This window comes from Nocardia sp. NPDC050406 (genome assembly GCF_044459025.1).
Classification (GTDB): Bacteria; Actinomycetota; Actinomycetes; order Mycobacteriales; family Mycobacteriaceae; genus Nocardia.
On the sequence record NZ_JBITIM010000001.1, the window covers coordinates 289,951 to 311,364 of the forward strand.

Consider the following 21,414-nt stretch of genomic DNA (forward strand, 5'->3'; position numbering starts at 1 on the left):
CATAGGCAAGCGGGTGGCAATGGCCCGGGATCGGAGGAATGGCGTGCAAGCTCTGGTGACAGGTGCTGGGAATGGCATTGGCCGGGCGATCGCGCACCGGCTCGCGGGGGAGGGTGCCGAGGTCATCGCCGTGGACCTGGACGGGGAGGCGGCCGAGCACACCGCGGCGGCCGTGAAGGGCCGGGCCGTGCGCTGCGATATCTCCGACGAGACCGAGGTGGCCGCCCTGGCGGAAACCGTTAGCTCCCTTGACATCCTGGTGAACAACGCGGGCATCTGGCGGTCGCGCACGCTGGCCGAGAGCACCCTGTCGGAGGTCGATCAGGTGTTGCGCACCAATGTGATCGGCAGCTGGCTGGTCGCCCGCGCGCTGGTGCCGAAATTCGGGGAGAGTGGCGGCGCGATCGTGAACCTCACCTCGGTGCTCGCCGAAACGGGGGGAGAGGGCCGGGGCGCGTACCCGGCGTCCAAGGCGGCGGTGGTCGCGTTGACCAAGCAGATGGCCTCCGAATACGCGCCCTTGGGCATTCGGGTCAATGCGGTGGGGCCGGGTCTGGTCATCACCGAGGGCACGCGGGGCGAATTCGGCGATCCGGGGATCGCCGAGGCGATCGGCGCCGCCATGCCTTTGGGGCGGCTCGGCGTCCCGGAGGACATCGCCTCGGTGGTGAACTTCTTCGCCTCGCCCGCCTCGAGTTACGTCACCGGGCAGGTGCTGTTCGTCGACGGCGGGTGGACCGTCAACGGCTCGGCGTTCATCGCCAATGCCGCGCAGCGCTATGTCGAGCAGTTGATGGCGACCTCGTAATCGCCACCGTCACACAGATAGTCGAGAAATTCGGAGAAGGTCATGACCGACATCCAGAACCCCGCCGAGATCGCGCCCGGTGAGGCGCGCTCCGCCGGGCCCACCGTACAGAGCCTGCTGGCGGCCGACAGCCGGGAGGTGCCGCCGCCGCTGCTCTCGGAGTCCTACGAATACCTCGGGTCGGAGGATATCGACAAGGACCGCTACCTGAGCCACGACTTCCACCGCCGCGAGGTGGAGAAGGTGTGGAAGAAGACCTGGCAGATGGCCTGTCGCGAGGAGGACATCCCCGAACCCGGCGACTACATCGTCTACGACATCGCCGATATCTCCCTCATCGTGGTGCGCACCGAGGACCGCGAGATCAAGGCGTACCACAATGCCTGCCTGCACCGGGGCACCCGGCTCTGCGACGACACCGGCACCGCGACCCAATTGCGTTGCCCCTTCCACGGTTTCACCTGGAGCCTGAACGGAGCGCTGAAGGATGTGCCGGGTCGCTGGGACTTCCCGCACGTCGCCGATCCGGAGTTCGCGCTGCCCGAGGCGCTGACCGGCGTGTGGGCCGGGTACGTGTTCGTCAATCCCGATCGCGACGCGGTCTCGCTGGCGACCTACCTCGGCGAGGTGGACAAGCATCTGTCGCACTACAAGTTGGAGAACCGCTTCAAGGCGGTGCACGTCGCCAAGGTCGTGGACTGCAACTGGAAGGTGGCGCTCGAGGCGTTCATCGAGTCCTATCACGTCATCGCGACGCATCCGCAGCTGCTGGACTACCTGGGCGACAGCAATACCCAGTACGACATCTACACCCGCGACGACGGACTGCCCGGCTTCAACCGGATGATCACGCCGCAGGCCACCAGCAGCCCGAACCTGGGCGAACAGCTCGACCCCCAGGACGTGCTCGAGGCCATGTTCCGCGACTTCTACCCCGAGGGCATCGGCAGTGTCCACGTGCCGGAAGGCGGATCGGTGCGCGCCACCGTCGCCGCCGCGTTGCGCGACCGACTGGCCCAGGCCACCGGGGCCGATCTGAGCGGTACCAGCGACTCCGAAATCGTCGATGCCATCGAGTATTTCGTGTTCCCGAACTTCGTGCCGTGGGCGGGTGTGGGCGCACCGCTGACCTACCGCTTCCGGCCCTACGGCAACGACCCGGACCGCTGCGTGTTCGACATCATGATGCTCTACCCGCTGCCCGCGGGCGTGCCCAAGCCCAAGGCCGGGCCCATCCACTGGCTCGGCCCCGACGAGGACTTCAGTGCCGCGCCGGAATTGAACGGGCTCGCACCGGTCTTCAACCAGGACCTGTCGAACCTGCCCAAGGTGCAGCGCGGGCTCAAGGCCATGACCAAACCCGGTGTGACGCTGGCCAATTACCAAGAGGTGCGGATCCGGCAGTTCCACCGCGACCTCGACGCGCAGCTCGGCTCCTGACGCGTCACCGATCAACCCCATCAACAGTGAGGATCGCTGTGGACGACACCACCGTTCCCGCCGATATCGGCCCGGACACCCTGCTCGAGGTGTTCACCCTCGCCACCCGAATCAAGGTGTGCGACGAGAAGTTTCGCGCGCTGGTGCTGGCTGGCCAGGTCAGCGCCCAATACTATTCGCCGCGCGGACAGGAGATCGTCGCCGCGTCCATGGGCGCGCTGCTGCGGCGCGACGACTACGTGGTGACCACCTATCGCGGCCTGCACGACCAGCTCGCCAAAGGTGTTCCGCTGCGCGAACTCTGGGCCGAGTTCTTCGGTAAGGCCACCGGCACGTGCAAGGGCAAGGGCGGGCCGATGCACATCACCCACCCCGAATCCGGGCTGATGGTCACCACCGGCATCGTCGGCGGTGGCCTGCCCGTCGGCGCGGGACTGGCGCTGGCCGCCCAGCTGCGCGGCACCGACCAGGTCACCGTGGTCAATTTCGGTGACGGGGCCAGCAATATCGGCGCGTTCCACGAGGCCTGCAACCTGGCCGGGCTGTGGAAGCTGCCGGTGGTGTTCTGCTGCCACAACAACCTCTACGCCGAGCACACCTCCTACGCCGACGGCACCAGTGTCGGGCGCATCGCCGACCGTGCCGCGTCCTACGACTTCCCGGGCGTGCGGGTGGACGGCAACGACCCCGTCGCCATGCACCGTGCCGCCAAGGACGCCATCGCGCGGGCGCGCGCCGGTGCGGGGCCGACGCTCATCGAGGCCATGACCTTCCGGTTCTACGGCCACCAGATGTCGGATCAGAACGAGTACATGAAACCCGGTGAACTGGAGGCGGCGCGCGCCGCGGACCCGGTGGTGAAGTTCCGGGAATGGTTGGCCGCCAGCGCGATCGCCACCGAGGAGCAGCTCGCGGCCATCGAAGCCGAGACCAAGGACGCCGTCAACGACGCCTTCCGCTTCGCGAACGAGAGTCCGGTGGCCGACCTCTCCGAAGTGTTCACCGATGTCTACGAGGAGGCGCTGGCATGAGCGACGCGACCGGGCAGACCACCGTCGAGACCCAGCCGATGCTGGGGTTCCAGGCGCTGGGCAGCGCGCTGGACGACGCCTTGGGGCGGGATCCGTCGGTATTCCTGCTGGGCGAGGACATCGCCGATCCGGGCGGCGGCGTGTTCAAGGTGACCGCGGGCCTGTCGAGCAAGTATGGGGCGCACCGGGTTCGGGCCACCCCGATCAGCGAACAGGCCATCATGGGCGCGGCCGTGGGCGCGGCGGTGGCGGGCATGCGGCCGGTGGCCGAGATCATGCTGATGGACTTCCTCGCGGTCTGTATGGACCAGCTCTCCAACCACGCGGCCAAACTGCGCTACATGTCCGGCGGGCAGACCAGCGTGCCGCTGACGGTGCGTTGCGCCGCCGGAGCCGGAATGCAGTTCGGCGCACAGCATTCGGAGATGCTCGAGGCCTGGCTGACGCATATTCCGGGCCTGAAGGTGGTGGTGCCCAGCAATCCCGCCGATGCCAAGGGGCTGCTGACCGCCTGCGTCTTCGACCCCGACCCCTGTGTGATCGTCGAGCAGAGCCTGTTGTACTTCGCGCCGCCGCAACCGGTTCCGGTCGGCCACCACGTGGTGCCCCTCGGTGTGGCGGCCACGCCGCGGCCCGGGCGCGACATCACCCTCATCTCCTACGGGCGGCAGGTGCACGACGCGCTGGCCGCGGCCGAGGTGTTGGCGGCCGAGGGTATCGAGGCCGAGGTCATCGACCTGCGGTCGCTGGTGCCCCTGGACGAGCGGGCGGTGCTGGAGTCGGTGGCGCGCACCCGGCACGCCGTGGTGGTGCACGAAGCGGTGCGCCGCAACGGTTTCGGCGCGGAACTGGCCGCCATGATCAGCGAGGAGCTGTTCTACGAGCTCGGCGCGCCGGTGGCTCGGGTGGCCGGGGCCAATACCCCGATTCCCTACGCGAAACCCCTGGAGGACGCGTTCGTGCCGAATCCGGATGCCGTGGTGGCGGCGGTGCGCCAGACCTTGGCGCGCTCGCGCACGCGCGTGGCGAGCTGAGGAGTGGGGTAGTGGTACACGGTCTGGCAGCGGTCGCGCGCCGAGACCCGTCGGGGCTCGCCGTCACCGACGGCACGACGGAATGGACGTGGCCGCAACTGAATTCGATGGTGAACCGGTTGGCGGGCTGGCTGCTCGCCGCCGGTATCGGCGACGACCAGCGGGTCGGGGTGATGGCGGAGAACAGCACCTACACCGCCCTGGCGCATCTGGCCGCCACCTTCGCCGGAAAATCGGTGGTGCCGGTGAACTTCCAGCTCACCGCCGACGAGGTGCGCCATATTCTCGACGACGGCGGCGTGCACACCGTGCTGTGCAGCGCGCGCACCGCGCCGATCGCCCGCGCGGCGTCACCGAGCGTGCGTGTGATCGCCTGGGACACAGCGGGAGCCGAGGGTATCGATCCGCTGGACAGCGTCCTCGATGCCGCCCCGGACGTCGAGGTCTCCGCGGAGATCGCACCCGCCGCGCCGCTGTACTACACCTCCGGCACCACCGGACTGCCCAAGGGCGTGCGGCTGCCCGACCAGATGTTCCCGGGCGGGGCCTCGATGGTCGAACACGTCAGCCGCATCGAGGCGTCCCCGGTGCGGCCCACCGGTCGCCACCTCATCGTGGGGCCCATGCACCACACCGGGCCGATCGGCGGGGTGCGCGCCCTCTGCGCCGGGGTGCCGCTGGTGATCCTGCCGAAATTCGATGCCGAAGAGGTGCTGCGGCTCATCGACCGGCATCGGGTGGAGACCACGATGATGGTGCCGACCCACTTCTCGCGGCTGCTGGCACTGCCCGAACAGGTGCGGAGGAGCTACGACGTCAGCAGCGTCACCTCGCTCGTGCACACCGGTGCGACCTGCCCGGTGGAGGTGAAGCGGGCCATGATCGAGTGGTTCGGCCCGGTGCTGCGAGAAGCGTACGGCTCCACCGAGGTCGGCACCGTCACCTTCATCTCCTCCGAGGAGTGGCTGGCGCATCCGGGCTCGGTCGGGCAGGCGCTGCCGGGCTACGAGCTGAGTATTCGTGACGAGAACGGGGCCGTGCTGCCCGCGGGCGAACACGGTCTGGTCTGTGTGCGCTCCACCATCGGCGCGCACCCCGCCTACCACAATGACCCGGACAAGACGCGGCGCAGCTATATCGCCGACGACGTCTTCGTCATCGGCGAGATCGGCTACCTCGACAAGGAGGGGTACCTGTACCTCACCGACCGGGCCGCCGACATGGTGGTCAGCGGCGGCGTGAACGTGTATCCCGCCGAATCGGAGGCGGTGCTGCGCACCCATCCCGGCGTCGCGGATATCGCGGTGATCGGTATTCCCGACGCCGATCTCGGTGAGCGGCTGTGCGCGCTGGTGGTGCCCACCGAACAGCGGCCCACCGCCGAGGAACTCATCGAGTTCTGTCGAAATCGCCTGGCGCACTACAAATGTCCCGGACTGGTCGAGTTCGTCGACTTCGACCTGCGCACCGCCATGGGCAAGGTCGACAAACGGCGGCTGCGAGACCGCTATCTGGCCGCGCACCGGGAGACGGCCGAGGCCGTGGGCGGTGCGTCATGAACCACGCGACCGAGACGCCGCCGCTGTTCGAGTTCACCGATGAGCACCGGGCACTGCGCGAGATGCTGCGCCAGCGGTTCGAGACCGCCTACACCGGCTGGCGAGAGCTGGCCGACGAGGCCGGTATCGAGGACCTGCTCTTCGGCGACGAGCACAGCGAATTCCGGGGCAGCGCCATCGATCTCGCCATTCTCGCCGAGGAAGCGGGAGCCGCTTTGTACGGCGGGCCGGTGGTGTCGATGGCGGTGGCGAGCGCGCTGGCCGACGCGGCGGGCGACGCGGGCTGGCCGAACCCGGCCGGTGCCCGCACGCCCCTCGCTGCGGTGGACGCCCGTCTGTTCGGAACGCGGTCCTCGGCAGGGCCGGAACTGCGCGGCACCGCGGCGACACCGTGGCTGTCGGGACGGATCGAACCCGTCTGGGATATCGACGGCGCGGAGCTGATCGTCTGTACCGCAACCGATTCCGCCGATGGGTCGCCCGCCGTCGCGGTGCTGCCCGCCGACACCGACGCGGTCACGGTCACACCGCTGTCGGGCTTGGACCTGTCGCGGCGGGTCGGCCGCGTCGACTGCGCCGAAGTCGAGCCACTGCGCGTGCTGCGCGACGACGCCGCCCGCCGCGCCCTCGCCGCGATGCGCGCGCGGGCCGACCTCGTCCTCGCGGCCGAATCCCTCGGCGTGGCCCGCCACGCCCTCGACCGCACCATCGAATACGTCGGCGGCAGAGTGCAATTCGGCCGCAGCATCGGCTCGTTCCAGGCCGTCAAGCACCGGCTCGCCGACCTGCTCGCCCAGGTCGAACTGACGCGCTCGGCCGTGTACGGGGCCGCCTGGGCGCTCACCACCGCACCCGACGCGCCGGATACCGAGATCGACCTGGCGGTGGCGGCGTCGCTGGCCACCGACACCGCCGTCACCGTCACCAAGGCGACGGTGCAGTTACACGGAGGTATCGCGATCACCTGGGAACACTGGGCGCACCGCTACCTGCGCCGCGCGCACGCCGTGGCCGCGCAGACCGGCGGCGCACCGCACTACCGGCGACGCCTCGCCACCCTCGTCGACGACCGGGACGGTCGATCATGACCGACAGCGGCGAACTCGCGGACTTCCGGCACGAAGTCGAACAGTGGGTGCGGGCGACTCTGCCGCCGAAATGGTTGGCGGCCATCGAATCCGGCGACCCCGGCGACCCGGCCCTCACCGATCCGGAGGCGACGCGCACCTGGTTCGAGGCGGTGAGCCGCCGCGGCTTCACCGTCCCCCACTGGCCCCCGGAGTACGGCGGCGCGGGCCTGGACGCCGAGCACGGCGCGGTGGTGCGGTCGGTGCTCGCGCACTATCGCGCCGACCTGCCGATCCGGCATTTCGTCCCCATCACCCTGGTCGGCCCCGGCCTCATCAGCTGGGGCACCGCCGAACAGCGCGCCCGCTACCTGCCCGGCATCATCTCCGGCGCAGATATGTGGTGCCAGCTGTTCAGCGAACCCGGCGCGGGGTCGGACCTGGCCTCGCTGGCCACCCGGGCGGTCGCCACCGATGACGGACACTGGATTGTCAACGGGCAGAAGGTGTGGAGCTCCTTCGCCGACCAGTCCCGCTACGGGCTGCTGCTGGCGCGCACCGACCCGGAGCGGCCCAAGAACGCCGGAATCACCTGCTTCCTGCTCGATATGCGCGCGCCGGGCGTCACCGTGCGACCACTGCGCCAGCTCACCGGCAGCGAACACTTCTGTGAGGTGTTCTTCGACAATGTGATGGTGCCCGACAGCGCCCGGCTCGGTCCGGTGCACGAGGGGTGGCGAGTGGCGCTGTCGGCGCTCGACGCCGAACGGTCGGGGCTCTCCGGCGGCTCCGAAGTCGCCGTCGTCGCACTGGAACCGGTCCTCGCGCTCGCTCGGGAGACGGGCGGGTGGCAGGAGGAATCCATGCGTGACCGGCTGGCCGCGCTGATCGCCACCGAACGGGCCCTGGCGCTCACCACGCTCCGATCACGGGTGCGCACCAAGGATTCCGACGCCACCGGGTCGATCACCAAACTCGTGCAGTCCGAGCTGTCGCAGCGCATCGCGGAGATCCGATTCGAACTCGCCGGGCCGCGCGCCGCCTACTGGGACGACACCTCGGCGATCGTGCCCGAACCCGGAGCCGAACCGGTGAGCGCGGAAGCCTACGCCCTGCTCGACAGCCGACGGCTCACCATCGCCGGGGGCACCTCGGAGATCCAGCGCAATATCATCGCCGAACGCGTCCTCGGCCTCGACCGCGAACCCGACCCGAATCGCGGACGGCCCTGGCGCGAACTGCGGCGCGGGTGAGCGGGGCAGTGTGGTGGCCGCCCAACCGACCGTGACGGTGCGACCGTCCGGCATCCAATTCCCCGCCGCCCCAGGGCAATCCATCATGGCCGCCGGAATCGCGGCCGGGCTGCGCTGGCCCACCGTCTGCGGCGGCCAGGGCGACTGCCGGGTGTGCTTCGCCGAGGTGCTCGAACACGCCGAACACCTCTCGGAGCCCGAACCCGCTGAGGCGCAAGCCATTCAGGAACTGGCCGCCACACTCGGGCGACGGACCGGACCGGTCCGACTCGCCTGCCAGGCGGCCGTGCACGGCGATGTGGTGGTGCACAAGCGCGGGGTGCGCCCCGCGGCACGCGATAACACCGGAGGAGGTGACCGGATATGACGGCCAGACCGATCGATCCGCGAATCATGGAACTACACGACGGCGAACTCCGGTTGCTCGGAGGCCGATGCGGCACCTGCGCCGAAACCGATTTTCCGGCCCAGGACTCCTGCCGCCGCTGTGGCGGCGTCGAGATGAGCACGGTGCGCCTCGCCGATCAGGGGGTGCTGTGGAGCTGGACCGTGCAGCGGTTCCCGCCGCCCAGCCCGCCGTACGTACCGCGCGGCGGCGAATTCGAGGCCTTCGGGGTGGGGTATGTGGAGCTGCCCGGTGAGGTGATCGTCGAAGCGCTGCTCACCGAATCCGATGCCGAGAAACTGCGCATCGGCATGCCGATGCGGCTCACCACCCTCGATGTGCTCACCCACTGTGGGGAACAGGCGACGACTTTCGCGTTCGAGCCGGTCGCGACGGGAGAGCCAGGATGAGCGGTGCGGTGGCGATCATCGGCGTCGGGTGCACCCCGTTCGGGCGATACCAGGACACCACGGTGCGGCGGGAAGCGGTGCGGGCGATCCACCGCGCGCTCGACGACGCGTCGGTGTCGTGGCCCGATATCCAGTACGCGGTGGGCGGCAGCATGTCCGGCGGATCGGCCGACACCCTCGTCGCCGACCTGGGACTGACCGGCGTGCCGTTCCTCAATGTCCTGAACGGATGCGCGACCGGCAGCAGCTCGCTGAGCTCGGCGGTGCACGCGATCTCCTCCGGCGCGGCGGAACTCGCGCTCGTGGTCGGCTTCGACTCCCATCCCCGCGGCGCCTTCGCCATCCGGCCCGAACAGATGGGGCTGGGGCAGTGGTACGGCACCACCGGGCTCGCCATGACCTCGCAGTTCTTCGCGCTCAAGATCCAACGCTATCTGCACGAGCACCAGGTGCCGCGGCGCTTGCTGGCCACGGTGGCGGCCAAGGCTTTTCGCAATGGCTCGCGCAACCCCAACGCGTGGCGTCGCAAAGCCCTGTCGGAGGACGACATCAACAATTCGCTGCTGCTCAGCGACCCGCTGCGGCAGTACATGCTGTGCTCCCCGGGCGACGGGGCGTGTGCGCTCGTGCTGTGTAAAGCCGAGCACGCCAAGCGATATCGACCCGATCCGGTGTATGTGGCGGCCACCGCCGTGCGCACCCGACGGCCGGGCTCGTTCGAGGTGTTGAGCCCGTCACTGTCCATCGACCGCGGCGACAGCCCGTCGGTCGACGCGGCGCGCGCCGCCTTCGAACTGGCCGGAATCGGGCCCGGTGACGTCGATCTGGCGCAGCTACAGGACACCGACGCCGGAGCGGAGATCATCCACATGGCCGAGACCGGGCTGTGCGCACACGGTGAACAGACCGAGCTGATCGACAGCGGCGCAACGGATATCGGCGGCGCGCTGCCGATCAACACCGACGGCGGCTGCCTCGCCAACGGCGAACCCATCGGCGCGTCGGGGCTGCGGCAGATTCACGAGAACGTGCTGCAATTGCGCGGCGCGGCGGGCGAGCGGCAGGTGCCGGGCTCGCCATCGGTGGCCTTCTCCCACGTCTACGGTGCGCCCGGCCTCAGCGGCTGCACCATTCTCACGCGGTGAGCGCCATGGAGATCGTCGTCGACCGCGACCTGTGCGTCGGCCACGGCATCTGTGAATCGATCGCAGCGCACCTGTTCGCCGTCGGCGACGACGGCACCGTGGACATCCTGCGCGACGACATCCTGCCGGAAGCGCTCGCCGACGCCGAGAGCGCCGTCGCCGGGTGCCCGAGCCGGGCGTTGCGCCTCCGACCTCGAAACAGCCTGTAAGGAAAGCGAATACGTATGGAAATCAAGATGCCCAAGCTCGATGTGTCGATGACGGAGGGCACCTTCATGGGCTGGCTGGTCCCCGACGGCAGCACCGTGGCAGCGGGCGAACCGATCTACTCGGTGGGCACCGACAAGGTCGAGACCGAGATCCCGGCGCCCGCCGACGGGGTGCTGCGCTACGGCGACGCGGCGGCCGATACCGACTATCCGGTGGGCACCACGCTCGGGCTGCTGGATCTGTAAACCACGCGCGGTGCGGCCGTACCGCCTCGTTCGAAGGAGTCACCATGGATCTGAATCTCAAAGGCAAGCGCGCGCTCATCACCGGCGGCAGTCGGGGCATCGGGCGGGCCATCGCCCGCGCGCTGCTCGCGGAGGGCGCGTCGGTGGGCATCTGCGCGCGCGACGAACAGAAGTTGTCGCAGGCGGCGGGGGAGCTGGGGGAGCAGGGCGGCACGGTATTCCACCGGTCCCTCGATGTCGCCGACAGCGCCGCGCTGACGGCCTTCGTCGAGGAGGCGGCGCAGGCGCTCGGCGGGCTCGACATCGTCGTCGCCAACGCGTCGGCCTCGGTCGGCGAAGGCCCCGACGCCTGGCTGAACAACTTCCAAACCGACCTGATGAGCCTCGTCACGCTCATCGAGGCCGCCACACCGCATTTGGAGCGCAGCGGCGCGGGCAGCGTCATCGCCATCGCCAGCACCTCGGCCCTGGAGGCCGGAATTCTGCCCACCGCCAACAGCTTCGGCGCGTTGAAGGCCGCCATGCTGCAGCACGTCTCCGCGCAGGCGCGTCAGCTCGGCCCGAAAGGCATTCGCGTGAACGCGGTTTCACCGGGGCCGGTGTACTTCGAGGGTGGGGTGTGGGACAACATTCGCGCCAGCATCCCGCCGCTGTTCGAGGGCGCGGTCGGCGCCACCGCGCTCGGCAAACTCGCCTCCGACGAGGATGTCGCCACCGCCGTGACCTTCCTGGCCGCGCCGGTCGCGGGGCAGATCACCGGCACCAATCTCGTGATCGACGGCGGCTTCACCAACCGCTTCGACTACTGACGACGTAAGGATTCCCATGTCCGGACCCGCGGGCCGCATCGACGCCGTGCTGGTGTGCGGCGGCCAATGGCACGACTTCGACTACGCCCGCCTCCGGCTGCTCACCGAACTGGCCGAGCACGAGCAGGTCAAAACCCGAGTCTTCGAGAACTACGACTGCGTGGACGCCCTGGACCGCGCCGACCTGCTCATCACCTACACCTGCAATACCGTGCCCACGCCCGAGCAGCGAAAGGCGCTGTCCCGGTTCGTCGCTCGCGGCGGGCGGTGGTTGGCGCTGCACGGCACCAACTCCGCCATCGAACCCATCGGCCCGAACGAGTTCGCCACGCCGCGCACGCTCGGCGAACTGCCGCGCCTGCTGGGCAGCCAATTCCTCGGACATCCGCCGATCGCCCCCTACAAGGTCGAATACACCGAGCCCGACCATCCTCTCGTCGCGGGCATCGCCCCCTTCGAGGTCACCGACGAGCTCTACATCAGCGAACTGCATCCGCCGCTGCGCGTCCTGGCGCACACCCGATACGTCGGCGAATCGCCAGGATTCGCCGAAGGCCACACCACCGATGACGAACCCCGCCCGATCCTCTACCTGAAAGACCACGCGCCCGGGGCGGTCTGCTACTTCACGCTCGGCCACTGCCGAGGCCGCTACGACCTGCAAGACCTCGGCGTCGACGACCTCGGCCGGACCGACCTGGCCAGCTGGACCGTGCCCGCCTACCGCACCATCCTGCGCCGCTGCCTGCACTGGGCGGTCACCGGCGAGATGCCGGAGATCGCCGGTCACAGCCCTCGGACTTGAGTTTGCCGCTGCGTCATGGTGGTTCCCTGAGGTCGGATTCAGGAAGCACCGGCGGATGTGAAGGGCGTACGAATGACGGAGCTATCGAGTCGCGCGGAATCCGCGGCCGCAACGATCGACATCGCGGAATTCTTCGCCGATCCGGAGTTCGCGGCGGCGACGATTTCGCCGGACGGCACGCGAATCGCTTATCTGGCACCGAGATTCGGGCGGACGAACGTGTGGGTACGGGCGATCGACGACGAGCACGAGGACGCGGTGTGCGTCACCCGCGACGCGCGGCGCGGCATCAAGACCTACCACTGGACCGACGATCCGCGCTGGCTGCTGTATCAGCAGGACATCGACGGGAACGAGGACTGGCATCTGTACCGGGTCGATCTGACCGCGCCGGACGAGCCCGCGGTCGATCTGACACCCCTGCCGCCGGGGTCGCGCGTCATCGGCATCGAGCCGGTCACGGCGGATCCCGGAGCCGTGTACGTGTGGATGAACCGCAGACCGATGTACATCGACCTGTTTCGCATCGACCTGGCCACCGGCGAGACGACGCCGCATCTGGAGCGGCCCGAACCAACCGACACATCGCTGGTGGATCGACGCGGCAAGGCGGCGTTCTTCGTGTCGCAGGCCGAGGACGGCACCCACGAGATCTACGCGATCGACCCCGAGACCGGCGACAAACGACTGCTGCGCCGCCTGGGCGGCTCGGAGCATCCGCTGGGGGTGATCCCCGCGGTGGTGACACCGGACGGACAGGGCCTGCTCGTCGGCGCGTACCAGGACTGCGACGATCTGCGGCTGGTGCGTATCGACCGGGAGACCGGGAGGGAAACAGTCGTCGCCGCCGTCGAGGAGCACAGCCTGTGCACCGTGGGTTTGATCCCGGGCCTGCCCGCGAGCCTGTTCCGGAGCGCGCGCACCGGGGAGGTCATCGCCGCGCGTTTCGTCGGCGACCGGCCCGTAATCGAGGTGCTGGACCCGCATTTCGCGCAGGTGTACGCCGTACTGTCCACGCTGTCCGAGGGTGTGTTGTCGGAGCTGTCCTCCGACGAATCGGAGCGGCGGTGGGTGGCGACGTTCGTCGGCGACCGCGAACCGGGGGTCACGTGGTTCTACGATCACGACACCGGTGAGAGCCGCCTGCTGTTTCGCGCGCATCCTCGGCTGGACTCCGCGAACCTGGCTCCCATGACGGCAGTTCACTTCCCGGCGCGGGACGGATTGCCGCTGCCCGCGTTTCTGACCCTGCCGGTCGGCGCTCCCGAGAAACCGCCGCTGGTACTGCTGGTGCACGGCGGGCCGTGGTTCCACGACTGGTGGACCTACAACTCGACGGTGCAGTTCCTGGCCAATCGCGGCTACGCGGTGCTACAGGTCAACTTCCGCGGCTCCTCGGGCTACGGTAAACGCCACATCACCAGCGCCATAGGCGAATTCGCCGGAAAGATGCAGAACGATCTCCTCGACGCCGTCGACTGGGCGGTCGCACAGGGCCACGCCGATCCGGAGCGTGTCGGCATCGCGGGTGGCTCCTACGGCGGCTACGCGGCCCTGCTCGGCATCACGGTCACACCCGATCGCTTTGCCGCGGCGGTGGACTATGTCGGAATCTCGGACCTGGCGAACTTCATGCGTACCCTGCCAGCGTTCCTCCGGCCCTCCATGATCAACAACTGGTACCGCTACGTGGGCGACCCGGAGGACCCGGCCCAGGAAGCCGAGATGCTCGCCCGCTCGCCCATCACCATGGTCGACCGCATTCGCACCCCGCTCCTGGTTGCCCAGGGCGCCAACGATGTTCGCGTCGTCCAGGAGGAATCCGACAATATCGTCGCCTCGCTGCGCGCTCGCGGCGTCCCGGTCGAGTACCTCGTGGCCGCCGACGAGGGACACGGCTTCGACAACCCCGAGAACCAGATCCAGCTGCACCGGGCCATCGAACGCCTCTTCGCCGAGCATCTCGGCGGCCGCGACACCGGCGACCCGACATAGCACGGGCACAACGCATTCGGTTCTATGGTGGACCGATGGCAGCGGTCAAACAGATCCAGATCACGTTCGATTGCGCGGAACCCGAACGCGTGGCGCGCTTCTGGTGCGAGGTGCTCGGCTATGTCGTCCCGCCGCCGCCCGAGGGCTTCGCCGACTGGGGCGAATTCGATCGGTCACTGCCGCCGGAGCGGCAAGGCTCGGCCTTCGTCTGCATGGACCCGACGGGCGTGGGCCCGCGCATGTACTTCCAGCGCGTACCCGAAGGCAAGGTCGTCAAGAACCGCGTACACCTCGACGTGCGCGTCGGCACCGGACTCGTCGGCGAGGAACGCGTCGCCGCGCTCGAGGCCGAATGCGCCCGCCTGGTCGCCCTCGGCGCGACCCGTCTGCACCTCCTGCGCGCCGACGGCTTCAACGAGTCGTGCTTGGTGATGCAGGACGTCGAAGGCAATGAATTCTGCCTCGACTGACGTCGACCGCGGCGCTTGACCTCGAGGCGACTTCAGGTTTTAGCGTGAGCGCGAGTTGATCATCGCGCGCGGAAGGACGGCACATGATTCTGGTAACGGGAGCCACGGGGAATATCGGACGCTCACTGCTCGAGGAGTTGCGCGCGTACGGGAGTGAGCCGGTCAGGGCGCTCACTCGCGATATCTCGGGAGCCGGGTTCCCCGCCGGTGTCGAGGCCGTCGCAGGCGACCTATCCGATATCCCCGCACTGCCAACAGTATTGGACGGCGTACGCGCGCTATTCCTCGTGCCGCGCCTCGGCACGGATGGCGAGATCCTCGACGCCGCCCGGGCCGCCGGAGTCGAGCACGTCGTCCTGGTCTCGTCGATCACCGTGCACACCCACCCGCACCTCGGCCCCGCCGCCGAGAACGCGTCCGTCGAGAAACTCCTCGAGGCCAGCGGTATGGACTGGACCACCCTGCGCCCCACCCAGTTCGCCTCCAACGCGCTCATGTGGGCCTCGACAATCCAAGCGCGCCAACCGGTTCGGCTGCCCTACGCCGACACCGAACTGCCCACCGTGCACCCCGCCGACATCGCGTCGGTGGCACGCGTCGCACTGACCGAACCCGGTCACCGCGGGCAGCGATACGCCCTGACCGGCCCGGCCCCGATCAGCGCTCGCCAGCAGATCGACACCATCGCGAGCCTGCTGCGCCGGGACATCGACCTCATCGAGATCACTCCCGCCCAAGCGCGCCCGGCCATGGTCGAGGTCTTCGGCGAGGACGCCGCCGACGCCGTCCTCGACGTCACCGGCGGCGATATCAATGACGAGCTGCGACGGGTGCGCGACACGATTTCGCACATCACCGGTTCCCCGGCCAGGACCTTCGCCGACTGGGCGGCGGAGAACATCGACGCGTTCCGGTGACCGTGCCCCGGATCGCTAGCGGCACAGCGAATCCGCGAGGCGCTCGGCAACCTTCTCGGTCAATGCGTCACGTGTGATCGCCTCGAGCGCGTGGACCGGTGGGCGTCCGTTGAGTACACGGACGTCGACCATCTAGCCCGCGGCGCGCGGCATCGGGCCGCGCCGCACCGCGGGTATCGGTGGGGGAGGTGAGCTGCGCAGGGGCCAGCTCAGGGCGGCGCGTGCGATGCCGACGGCCATGTCGAGGTAGCCGCGCAGGCTCGCGCGGTGGAGGGCGATGGACCAGACGGTGTGGGATCCGGTCTGGTGCTGTGGGTTTCCCGCGATGCGTGCTTCCAGCCAGTTGAGGCTGAGGGGAGTGGCCAGTGCGAGGAGGGTGAAGTGTTCGCTGAGGCGGTCGCGGATGTAGGTCACCTCGGCGCCGCCGCGGTCGTAGCGGGCGACCTGGCCGTCGACCGCTGCACGGTGGATGACCTGGTCGTACATCGGTTGTACGACGAGCAGCGGACAGGTTGGGATGTTGTTGCCCAAGCGCAGATCCTCGAGGAGGACGAGGAGTTCCGGGTCGGCCCACAGTTGGGCGAGGGGGCGGGTGAGGTGATCGTCGAGGTTGTGGTTGGCCAGGTGCATGAGCGTGCGCAGTGGGGGGAGCTGTTCGGCTCGGGCCAGCAGCGGGAGTCCGGTCTCGGCCAAGTGATCGCGCGTCAGGCGGTCGAGTACCGGATAGAGCCGCCGCAGGGCGGCGATCACCATGGCGGGGAAGCCCGCGAACAGTCCGCCGTTGAGTCGCAGGAACACTTCTCCGGGATCACCCACGGGCGAACCGAGTACCGCGCCGACGATGTCGAGTTCGGGAGCGTACCCGGGTGCCATCTCGACGGCCCATGAGCTGGCCATGCCGCCACCGGAGTACCCCCACAGCACAACCGGCGCATCCGGTGTTAGCCCGAGCGGCCGGAACGCCAACGCGGCGCGGATGCCGTCGAGAGCCCGGTAGCCGGGTTCTCTGGGCGCACCGAAATTGCCTTGCGGGCCACCGTGATCGGCGACGCTGACGGCCCATCCGCGCCGCAGCGCGGGCACAATCATGAGCAACCACTCCAACTGCGTGATCGACCCCAGCGCGCGTGCGCCGTGGCACAACGCGTAGGACGGAGCGCAACATTCGGTCACGGCGTCGATGGCCGACTGGAACGCCAGCAGTGGGCGCGGCAGTCGCGGGTCGGCGTCACCGGCGACGAGCACGGTGGTCACCGCGACCTCCGGCCGCCCGTCCATGTCGGTGCTGCGATACAGCAGCTGCCATGCGGAAACCTGTTGCCGCACAACACCGAACATCGCGACATTCACGCGACGGCTGCGCAGTACCGTCCCCGGCGCGACCGCGTCCAACCCTTCCGGCGCCACTCCGAACGCATCCTGGCTGGGCAACATGAGTACCGGCTCGGCGCGGTCCCATCGGTCCAACAGACCTGTCAACGTCGCCCACGGTCGCGCCGCGCCGACCAACGAACCAACCCTGCGTGGCACAGACATCCGCGCATCCTCCCATTGCTCGGCACGGGGCATCTCCCTCACGGTAGGTCCACGTTCGGGCGGATCGAAGGCGTTCGCCTGCTGATTGTGTTGCCTCACAACGGATAACGCGCGGCGCTGTTCGCGCGCGGAGTCGCGGATGGTGCGCCGCCGCGACCGAAGGTGAGTGTTGTTGCCGTAATGGCGTCACTCGGCGGCTCCGAGCCTGTCCGTTGTGCACGAGAACGACCAGCTCACACCACCCGTCATCGAGCCGGTGGGTCAATGGACAAAGAGGAGTAGAAGGTGAGCAATCGATCACTTTAGAGTTCGATCGCTGGCAAGTATCGCGGCGAATTCGCCTGGCTCAGCGCACGGAACCGCACGCTGTCGCCCGATCACACGGGACAGCCGCGCTGAGACACAGCGATCGAAGAAGGGCGTCGACAATGACAACCGATAAGACGAAATCAGCAGGTCTGGCGGCGGCCGAACGGCGTTGGCCCGGCCCGGCGGACCCCCCGAAGTCCGCCGCCGCGGTGGTGCGGGAATGCCTGGAGCTGGCGGTCGGTGTACTCGATGGCCCCCAACCCACGGAGGTCGAGCAGATCGCCACGGCGGCGGCGGGCTGGGCGCGGACCGGGGTGCCGGTCGACACCGTCCTGCACACGATCCACCAGGGCTTCGAACTCTGCCTCGATCGTCTGGTGTCGAAGACGGCCGCGGTCGAGACGGGCGGGCTCGTCGCCGCGATGAAAGTAATGGTCGCGCGGCTGGACATGATGAGCGTGGCCGTGACCAAGGCCTACTTCGGTGAACGGCGAGTCGTCGCCGGTGAACAGCACCCGGGCGCTCAGCGGCTCGCCGCCACCCTGTTGAGCGGTCTCCCCACTTCGACGATGGCACGCGAGTACGGGATAGCGATCGCCCCGGAGTACATCGTTCTCGCCCTGACGATTCCGAACCACACCGACGAGCGGAGCACGCTGCGCGATGTGGGTGCCCTGCGGCGCAGACTCGACAATCTGCGCAACGAGCTCGTCGCGCACTGCGGAGCGGACGTACTCGCATTGCTCAGCGTCGGTGGCGGGACGATCCTCTTGCCGACAACGACATCGAGCGACGACGACCTCGATCACCTGGTGGCCTCGCTGTCGGAAGCGGCGGGGGTGGCGGTCACTGTCGGCGCGGTCACCGCCCCGGTGGCGGAGGTGCCCGCGGCGGCGGAGCGCGCCCACGAACTGCTGGATATGGTCGAGCGCTTGCAGGCACCGCCCAAGCTGTACCGCTTCACCGAACTCGCGCTCGAATACCAGCTGACCCGCCCCGGCCCCGGCCGCGAGTTCCTCGGATCGATGCTGGAGCCGCTGGACGCCCACCCCGAACTGCTCGAAACACTGCAATGCCATATCGGCACCAACCTCAATCGTCGGCGCACCGCGCGCGCACTGCACATCCACGCCAATACGGTCGACTATCGGCTGCGGCGCATCGGCCAGTTGACCGGCCTGGATCCGACCACGGCCTCCGGCCTGTGCAAACTTCGGTCGGCCATGATCGCCCGAACTTTCAGCGATCGCTCCCCGGCCGCGACGGGTCCCGAGGCCGACCGGTCTCAGGCACGCCCCGGCCCGCGACCAAAGGTCTCGGCGTGAAATCGGCGCACCGGCCGTCGAATTCGGCGCTGCGGTCGATTCGCAGCCGGACTAGTGTTGCCGCTCTTCAGGTTCGTGGGAGGTAAGCGATGAGTGACCGAATACCCGCCAGTCGGCTCGCGCGCGGCGGCCGGATCGGCTAGTTGGCCGCGGAGCGCACCGCCCGCGGGATCGGCGCGCGACTGGCGATGATCGGACGGCCCGACCGGGCGCGCGCGATTCTCGCGGAGCGCTCCGCCCTGCAGGCCGCGCAACAGTTGGTCACCGTGCTCGGCGGAATGAAGGGCGCGGCAATGAAACTCGGGCAGATGCTGTCCGTACTCGACCTCGATCTGGTCCCGCAATCGCATCGGGAAATGTTCCGCGAGAAGCTCACCGAACTACAGGACCGTGCCCCGGTGGTGTCGTTCGCCGCCATGCGACAGGTGCTCGAGGATGATCTGGGTCCGCTGCATCGCGTCTTCGCCGACTTCGACGAGCGCCCGGTCGCGGCCGCGTCCATCGGACAGGTGTACCGGGCCCGATTGCATGACGGCCGCACGGTCGCGGTGAAGGTGAAGTATCCCGGTGTGGACGACGCCGTCGCCGCCGATATGCGAAATCTGGCGTTCTTCAGCAAGCTGTGGAAATCCGTGCTGCCGTCGGCGGCCGACACCGAGGTCATCGACGAGGTCGCGCGAAATATCAACAGCGAGCTCGATTATCTGCGGGAAGCGCGGACTCAACATCGTCTCGCCGAACGCTACCGCGATCATCCGTTCATTCTGGTCCCGGACAGCGTCCTCGAATACTGCACGCACCACGTCCTGGTCACCGAGTTCGTCGACGGTATGTCGTTCGCGCAGATCAGAGCCCTTCCCGACGTCGAGCGCGACCGGATCGGGGAGGTGATCTACCGCTTCTACATCAGTTCGATCTTCACCGACCACGAATTCTGCGGTGACCCGCATCCGGGCAATGTTCTGCTCGCCGCCGATGGCCGCGTGGCCTTCGTCGATTTCGGTCTCTACAAGCAAATGGATCCCGCCGCAGTGCATTTCGAACGTGCGGCCTTGCGGGCCGCCGGTGAGGACCGCGCCCAGGATCTCTACGATCAGTGGCGCGGGCGCGGCATCATCGCACCGGATGCGAAGGTGACACCGCAGGAATGCGTCGATTACGTGTGGGCGGCCGCCGGTTGGCACCTGCTCGACGGACGGTTCACGGTCACACCCGAGCGGGCCACCGCGGCGGTCGTGCAAGCGATCGACCCGAGGGTCGCGCAGTTTCGCGGTCTGCGCCAGCAACTGCTGCCTCCCGAGCACGTCTTCTCCCGCCGCGCTGACCTGTGGACCTTCGCGACGCTCGGACAGTTGGCGGCCACGAACAATTGGCACCGCATCGCGCGGGAGTGGCTCTACCAGGAGCCGCCCACCACCGAAATCGGAGAAGCCATCGCGCAGTGGGTCAGCGGGCAATAAGGCTGCGTCCCAACACCGTTCGGGGCCGATCAGTAGCCGTCACAGTGGTCTGGCGAACTGCACTGTGGCACTCGCGTAACCGAATAGCTTGCGCCCCTGCGACTTCGCGCTGACCGAGACGGTCGCGGTGCGCTGGAGGTGATCGAGTTCGGTGATTCTGCCGTGGAACTCGATGTCCGTGCCCCCGGCCTGCGGGACCATGAGGTAATGCACCTGGTTGGCGAACTCCGCGTGATATTTCGTCACCGCGCCCGGATCCTTGCACCAAGAGGTGACGTATTCGGCCGTCAGCGCCAGTACCAGCAGACCGGGTGCGACGAGTGGGGGGCGCGCGGCCAGTCGGTCGGTCGCCGTCGTGGGTGTGTCGCCCACTACGCGAGCGAAATTCATGAGATCACGAGCGGTCAGGTTCACGTTCGTGGCGCGCAACTCGGTATTCACGGCCAGCCGATCGAAATTCACGCCGGTGCGCGGTCGACGCGGCCGCCGAACCACGGCGAACCGGGTGTCGTCCGCCGCGATCAGATCGGTAGGGGCGCAGTGCCTATGGTCCTTGTCGCGCGTGTGCGCGCCGGTATGCGCGAGAACCGCGGTGGAGCCGGTCTGGACGGGTAACCCGTGTTGGTCTGTGAGTACGGCCGTCACGGTGATGACGTCGAAAGAATGAAAATGCCGAAAGGATTCGAAATAGACATCACAGGTCAGCACATCACCCGCGAGTAGCGGCCGACCTATTTCCAGAGTTTGGTCGACGTGCACGACACGGTCGATGTGGTAGCCGGTTATGAGATGCTCCAGAATTTCGCGACGCGCCTTGTGCCACACCAGAGCCGCGAAGGTCGGCGGCGCGACGATCGCCTCGTAACCCAGGTGCCTGGCGGCCCGTTCGTCCCAATGCGCCGGATTGAAAGCCTGTACGGCACGCGCGAACTCGTGAATGTGACGGCGTTCGACCACGAATGGTTCCCGGCATCGGTAGTGGTGGCCCACCAGAGCCATGGCTTGTTCGGCTGCGGCATGTGTCGTGCTGGTCATGGTCGCCTTCCATTCGAACCTGGTGTGCCGCTATAGATTCGACGTTCTGGACCTCGGTAAAGCAATTCCTGGCGAAATCCTGGAAATTTCACCGAGATCCGGGCGCGGAGTTGTGACGAACAAATCGTCTGTCATCTATCACCGTGTGCCCGAACGGAATTGGTGA

At 68.2% G+C, this 21,414-nt stretch carries 21 protein-coding genes; 19 read left to right on the top strand and 2 right to left on the bottom strand.

The features are described 5' to 3' along the window. Window positions 1-55 precede the first annotated feature (55 nt). The 17 genes from ACIBH2_RS01315 (at window position 56) to ACIBH2_RS01395 (ending at window position 15,583) form a co-directional block, all read left to right on the top strand. Window positions 56-808 carry an SDR family NAD(P)-dependent oxidoreductase gene (locus ACIBH2_RS01315; protein WP_397112162.1) on the top strand — a complete coding sequence of 251 codons (753 nt, stop codon included), beginning with the start codon at window positions 56-58 and terminating at the stop codon, window positions 806-808. Window positions 809-850: 42 nt separating this feature from the next. After that, the gene (locus tag ACIBH2_RS01320) at window positions 851-2,248 is read left to right on the top strand and encodes an SRPBCC family protein (RefSeq protein ID WP_397112164.1); all 1,398 of its coding nucleotides are present in this window, start codon (window positions 851-853) and stop codon (window positions 2,246-2,248) included. Window positions 2,249-2,286: 38 nt separating this feature from the next. Next, window positions 2,287-3,279, top strand: a complete 993-nt coding sequence (locus ACIBH2_RS01325) for a thiamine pyrophosphate-dependent dehydrogenase E1 component subunit alpha (RefSeq protein WP_397112166.1) — start codon at window positions 2,287-2,289, stop codon at window positions 3,277-3,279. Further along, window positions 3,276-4,313 carry an alpha-ketoacid dehydrogenase subunit beta gene (locus tag ACIBH2_RS01330; protein WP_397112168.1) on the top strand — a complete coding sequence of 346 codons (1,038 nt, stop codon included), beginning with the start codon at window positions 3,276-3,278 and terminating at the stop codon, window positions 4,311-4,313. The genes ACIBH2_RS01325 and ACIBH2_RS01330 overlap by 4 nt, the downstream gene beginning before the upstream one ends. Before the next feature lie 11 nt (window positions 4,314-4,324). After that, entirely contained in the window at window positions 4,325-5,872 is a 1,548-nt protein-coding gene (locus ACIBH2_RS01335; protein WP_397112170.1) for an AMP-binding protein, read from the top strand. Further along, window positions 5,869-6,960, top strand: coding sequence for an acyl-CoA dehydrogenase family protein (locus ACIBH2_RS01340; RefSeq protein WP_397112172.1), 1,092 nt, complete (start codon window positions 5,869-5,871; stop codon window positions 6,958-6,960). Before ACIBH2_RS01335 ends, ACIBH2_RS01340 begins: the two co-directional genes overlap by 4 nt. After that, window positions 6,957-8,192 (top strand): acyl-CoA dehydrogenase family protein, encoded by a 1,236-nt coding sequence (locus ACIBH2_RS01345; protein ID WP_397112174.1) that lies wholly within the window; start codon window positions 6,957-6,959, stop codon window positions 8,190-8,192. Before ACIBH2_RS01340 ends, ACIBH2_RS01345 begins: the two co-directional genes overlap by 4 nt. Before the next feature lie 13 nt (window positions 8,193-8,205). Further along, complete coding sequence (locus ACIBH2_RS01350) at window positions 8,206-8,559, top strand: 2Fe-2S iron-sulfur cluster-binding protein (protein ID WP_397112176.1); 354 nt, start codon at window positions 8,206-8,208, stop codon at window positions 8,557-8,559. Continuing rightward, entirely contained in the window at window positions 8,556-8,987 is a 432-nt protein-coding gene (locus ACIBH2_RS01355; protein WP_397112178.1) for a Zn-ribbon domain-containing OB-fold protein, read from the top strand. Before ACIBH2_RS01350 ends, ACIBH2_RS01355 begins: the two co-directional genes overlap by 4 nt. Continuing rightward, a complete protein-coding gene (locus ACIBH2_RS01360; RefSeq protein WP_397112180.1) occupies window positions 8,984-10,132 on the top strand; it encodes a thiolase family protein in 1,149 nt (382 codons plus the stop codon). The genes ACIBH2_RS01355 and ACIBH2_RS01360 overlap by 4 nt, the downstream gene beginning before the upstream one ends. A gap of 5 nt (window positions 10,133-10,137) precedes the next feature. Beyond that, window positions 10,138-10,341, top strand: coding sequence for a ferredoxin (locus ACIBH2_RS01365; protein WP_397116749.1), 204 nt, complete (start codon window positions 10,138-10,140; stop codon window positions 10,339-10,341). Window positions 10,342-10,356: 15 nt separating this feature from the next. After that, complete coding sequence (locus ACIBH2_RS01370; protein ID WP_397112182.1) at window positions 10,357-10,587, top strand: biotin/lipoyl-containing protein; 231 nt, start codon at window positions 10,357-10,359, stop codon at window positions 10,585-10,587. Window positions 10,588-10,631: 44 nt separating this feature from the next. Next, entirely contained in the window at window positions 10,632-11,396 is a 765-nt protein-coding gene (locus tag ACIBH2_RS01375; protein ID WP_397112184.1) for an SDR family NAD(P)-dependent oxidoreductase, read from the top strand. 16 nt (window positions 11,397-11,412) lie between these two features. Continuing rightward, a complete protein-coding gene (locus ACIBH2_RS01380) occupies window positions 11,413-12,201 on the top strand; it encodes a ThuA domain-containing protein (RefSeq protein WP_397112186.1) in 789 nt (262 codons plus the stop codon). A 72-nt stretch (window positions 12,202-12,273) separates the two neighbouring features. Then, on the top strand, window positions 12,274-14,196 hold the full coding sequence (locus ACIBH2_RS01385; protein ID WP_397112188.1) for a S9 family peptidase: 1,923 nt from the start codon (window positions 12,274-12,276) through the stop codon (window positions 14,194-14,196). Window positions 14,197-14,231: 35 nt separating this feature from the next. Further along, window positions 14,232-14,666, top strand: a complete 435-nt coding sequence (locus tag ACIBH2_RS01390; RefSeq protein WP_397112190.1) for a VOC family protein — start codon at window positions 14,232-14,234, stop codon at window positions 14,664-14,666. Window positions 14,667-14,749: 83 nt separating this feature from the next. Beyond that, window positions 14,750-15,583 (top strand): SDR family oxidoreductase, encoded by an 834-nt coding sequence (locus ACIBH2_RS01395; RefSeq protein WP_397112192.1) that lies wholly within the window; start codon window positions 14,750-14,752, stop codon window positions 15,581-15,583. A 132-nt stretch (window positions 15,584-15,715) separates the two neighbouring features. On the opposite strand, the gene ACIBH2_RS01400 is transcribed toward ACIBH2_RS01395, so the two are convergent. Next, on the bottom strand, window positions 15,716-17,017 hold the full coding sequence (locus ACIBH2_RS01400) for a lipase family protein (protein ID WP_397116751.1): 1,302 nt from the start codon (window positions 17,015-17,017) through the stop codon (window positions 15,716-15,718). A gap of 530 nt (window positions 17,018-17,547) precedes the next feature. Between ACIBH2_RS01400 and ACIBH2_RS01405 the strand changes: the two genes are divergently transcribed. Both ACIBH2_RS01405 and ACIBH2_RS01410 read left to right on the top strand, forming a co-directional pair. Then, window positions 17,548-18,753, top strand: a complete 1,206-nt coding sequence (locus tag ACIBH2_RS01405; RefSeq protein ID WP_397112194.1) for a PucR family transcriptional regulator — start codon at window positions 17,548-17,550, stop codon at window positions 18,751-18,753. A 143-nt stretch (window positions 18,754-18,896) separates the two neighbouring features. Then, window positions 18,897-20,213 carry an ABC1 kinase family protein gene (locus tag ACIBH2_RS01410; protein WP_397112196.1) on the top strand — a complete coding sequence of 439 codons (1,317 nt, stop codon included), beginning with the start codon at window positions 18,897-18,899 and terminating at the stop codon, window positions 20,211-20,213. Window positions 20,214-20,252: 39 nt separating this feature from the next. Here ACIBH2_RS01410 and ACIBH2_RS01415 read toward each other — a convergent pair whose 3' ends face one another. Then, entirely contained in the window at window positions 20,253-21,248 is a 996-nt protein-coding gene (locus tag ACIBH2_RS01415) for a MaoC family dehydratase N-terminal domain-containing protein (protein ID WP_397112198.1), read from the bottom strand. Window positions 21,249-21,414: the final 166 nt, after the last annotated feature.

What these genes read in the sequence shown, in the direction of transcription:
- ACIBH2_RS01320 (WP_397112164.1), top strand. Translation starts at nt 851, where the DNA reads ATGACCGACATCCAGAACCCCGCCGAGATCGCGCCCGGTGAGGCGCGC.
- ACIBH2_RS01330 (WP_397112168.1), top strand. Translation starts at nt 3,276, where the DNA reads ATGAGCGACGCGACCGGGCAGACCACCGTCGAGACCCAGCCGATGCTG.
- ACIBH2_RS01340 (WP_397112172.1), top strand. Translation starts at nt 5,869, where the DNA reads ATGAACCACGCGACCGAGACGCCGCCGCTGTTCGAGTTCACCGATGAG.
- ACIBH2_RS01345 (WP_397112174.1), top strand. Translation starts at nt 6,957, where the DNA reads ATGACCGACAGCGGCGAACTCGCGGACTTCCGGCACGAAGTCGAACAG.
- ACIBH2_RS01355 (WP_397112178.1), top strand. Translation starts at nt 8,556, where the DNA reads ATGACGGCCAGACCGATCGATCCGCGAATCATGGAACTACACGACGGC.
- ACIBH2_RS01360 (WP_397112180.1), top strand. Translation starts at nt 8,984, where the DNA reads ATGAGCGGTGCGGTGGCGATCATCGGCGTCGGGTGCACCCCGTTCGGG.
- ACIBH2_RS01365 (WP_397116749.1), top strand. Translation starts at nt 10,138, where the DNA reads ATGGAGATCGTCGTCGACCGCGACCTGTGCGTCGGCCACGGCATCTGT.
- ACIBH2_RS01370 (WP_397112182.1), top strand. Translation starts at nt 10,357, where the DNA reads ATGGAAATCAAGATGCCCAAGCTCGATGTGTCGATGACGGAGGGCACC.
- ACIBH2_RS01375 (WP_397112184.1), top strand. Translation starts at nt 10,632, where the DNA reads ATGGATCTGAATCTCAAAGGCAAGCGCGCGCTCATCACCGGCGGCAGT.
- ACIBH2_RS01380 (WP_397112186.1), top strand. Translation starts at nt 11,413, where the DNA reads ATGTCCGGACCCGCGGGCCGCATCGACGCCGTGCTGGTGTGCGGCGGC.
- ACIBH2_RS01385 (WP_397112188.1), top strand. Translation starts at nt 12,274, where the DNA reads ATGACGGAGCTATCGAGTCGCGCGGAATCCGCGGCCGCAACGATCGAC.
- ACIBH2_RS01390 (WP_397112190.1), top strand. Translation starts at nt 14,232, where the DNA reads ATGGCAGCGGTCAAACAGATCCAGATCACGTTCGATTGCGCGGAACCC.
- ACIBH2_RS01395 (WP_397112192.1), top strand. Translation starts at nt 14,750, where the DNA reads ATGATTCTGGTAACGGGAGCCACGGGGAATATCGGACGCTCACTGCTC.
- ACIBH2_RS01400 (WP_397116751.1), bottom strand. Translation starts at nt 17,017, where the DNA reads ATGTTGCCCAGCCAGGATGCGTTCGGAGTGGCGCCGGAAGGGTTGGAC.
- ACIBH2_RS01405 (WP_397112194.1), top strand. Translation starts at nt 17,548, where the DNA reads ATGACAACCGATAAGACGAAATCAGCAGGTCTGGCGGCGGCCGAACGG.
- ACIBH2_RS01415 (WP_397112198.1), bottom strand. Translation starts at nt 21,248, where the DNA reads ATGACCAGCACGACACATGCCGCAGCCGAACAAGCCATGGCTCTGGTG.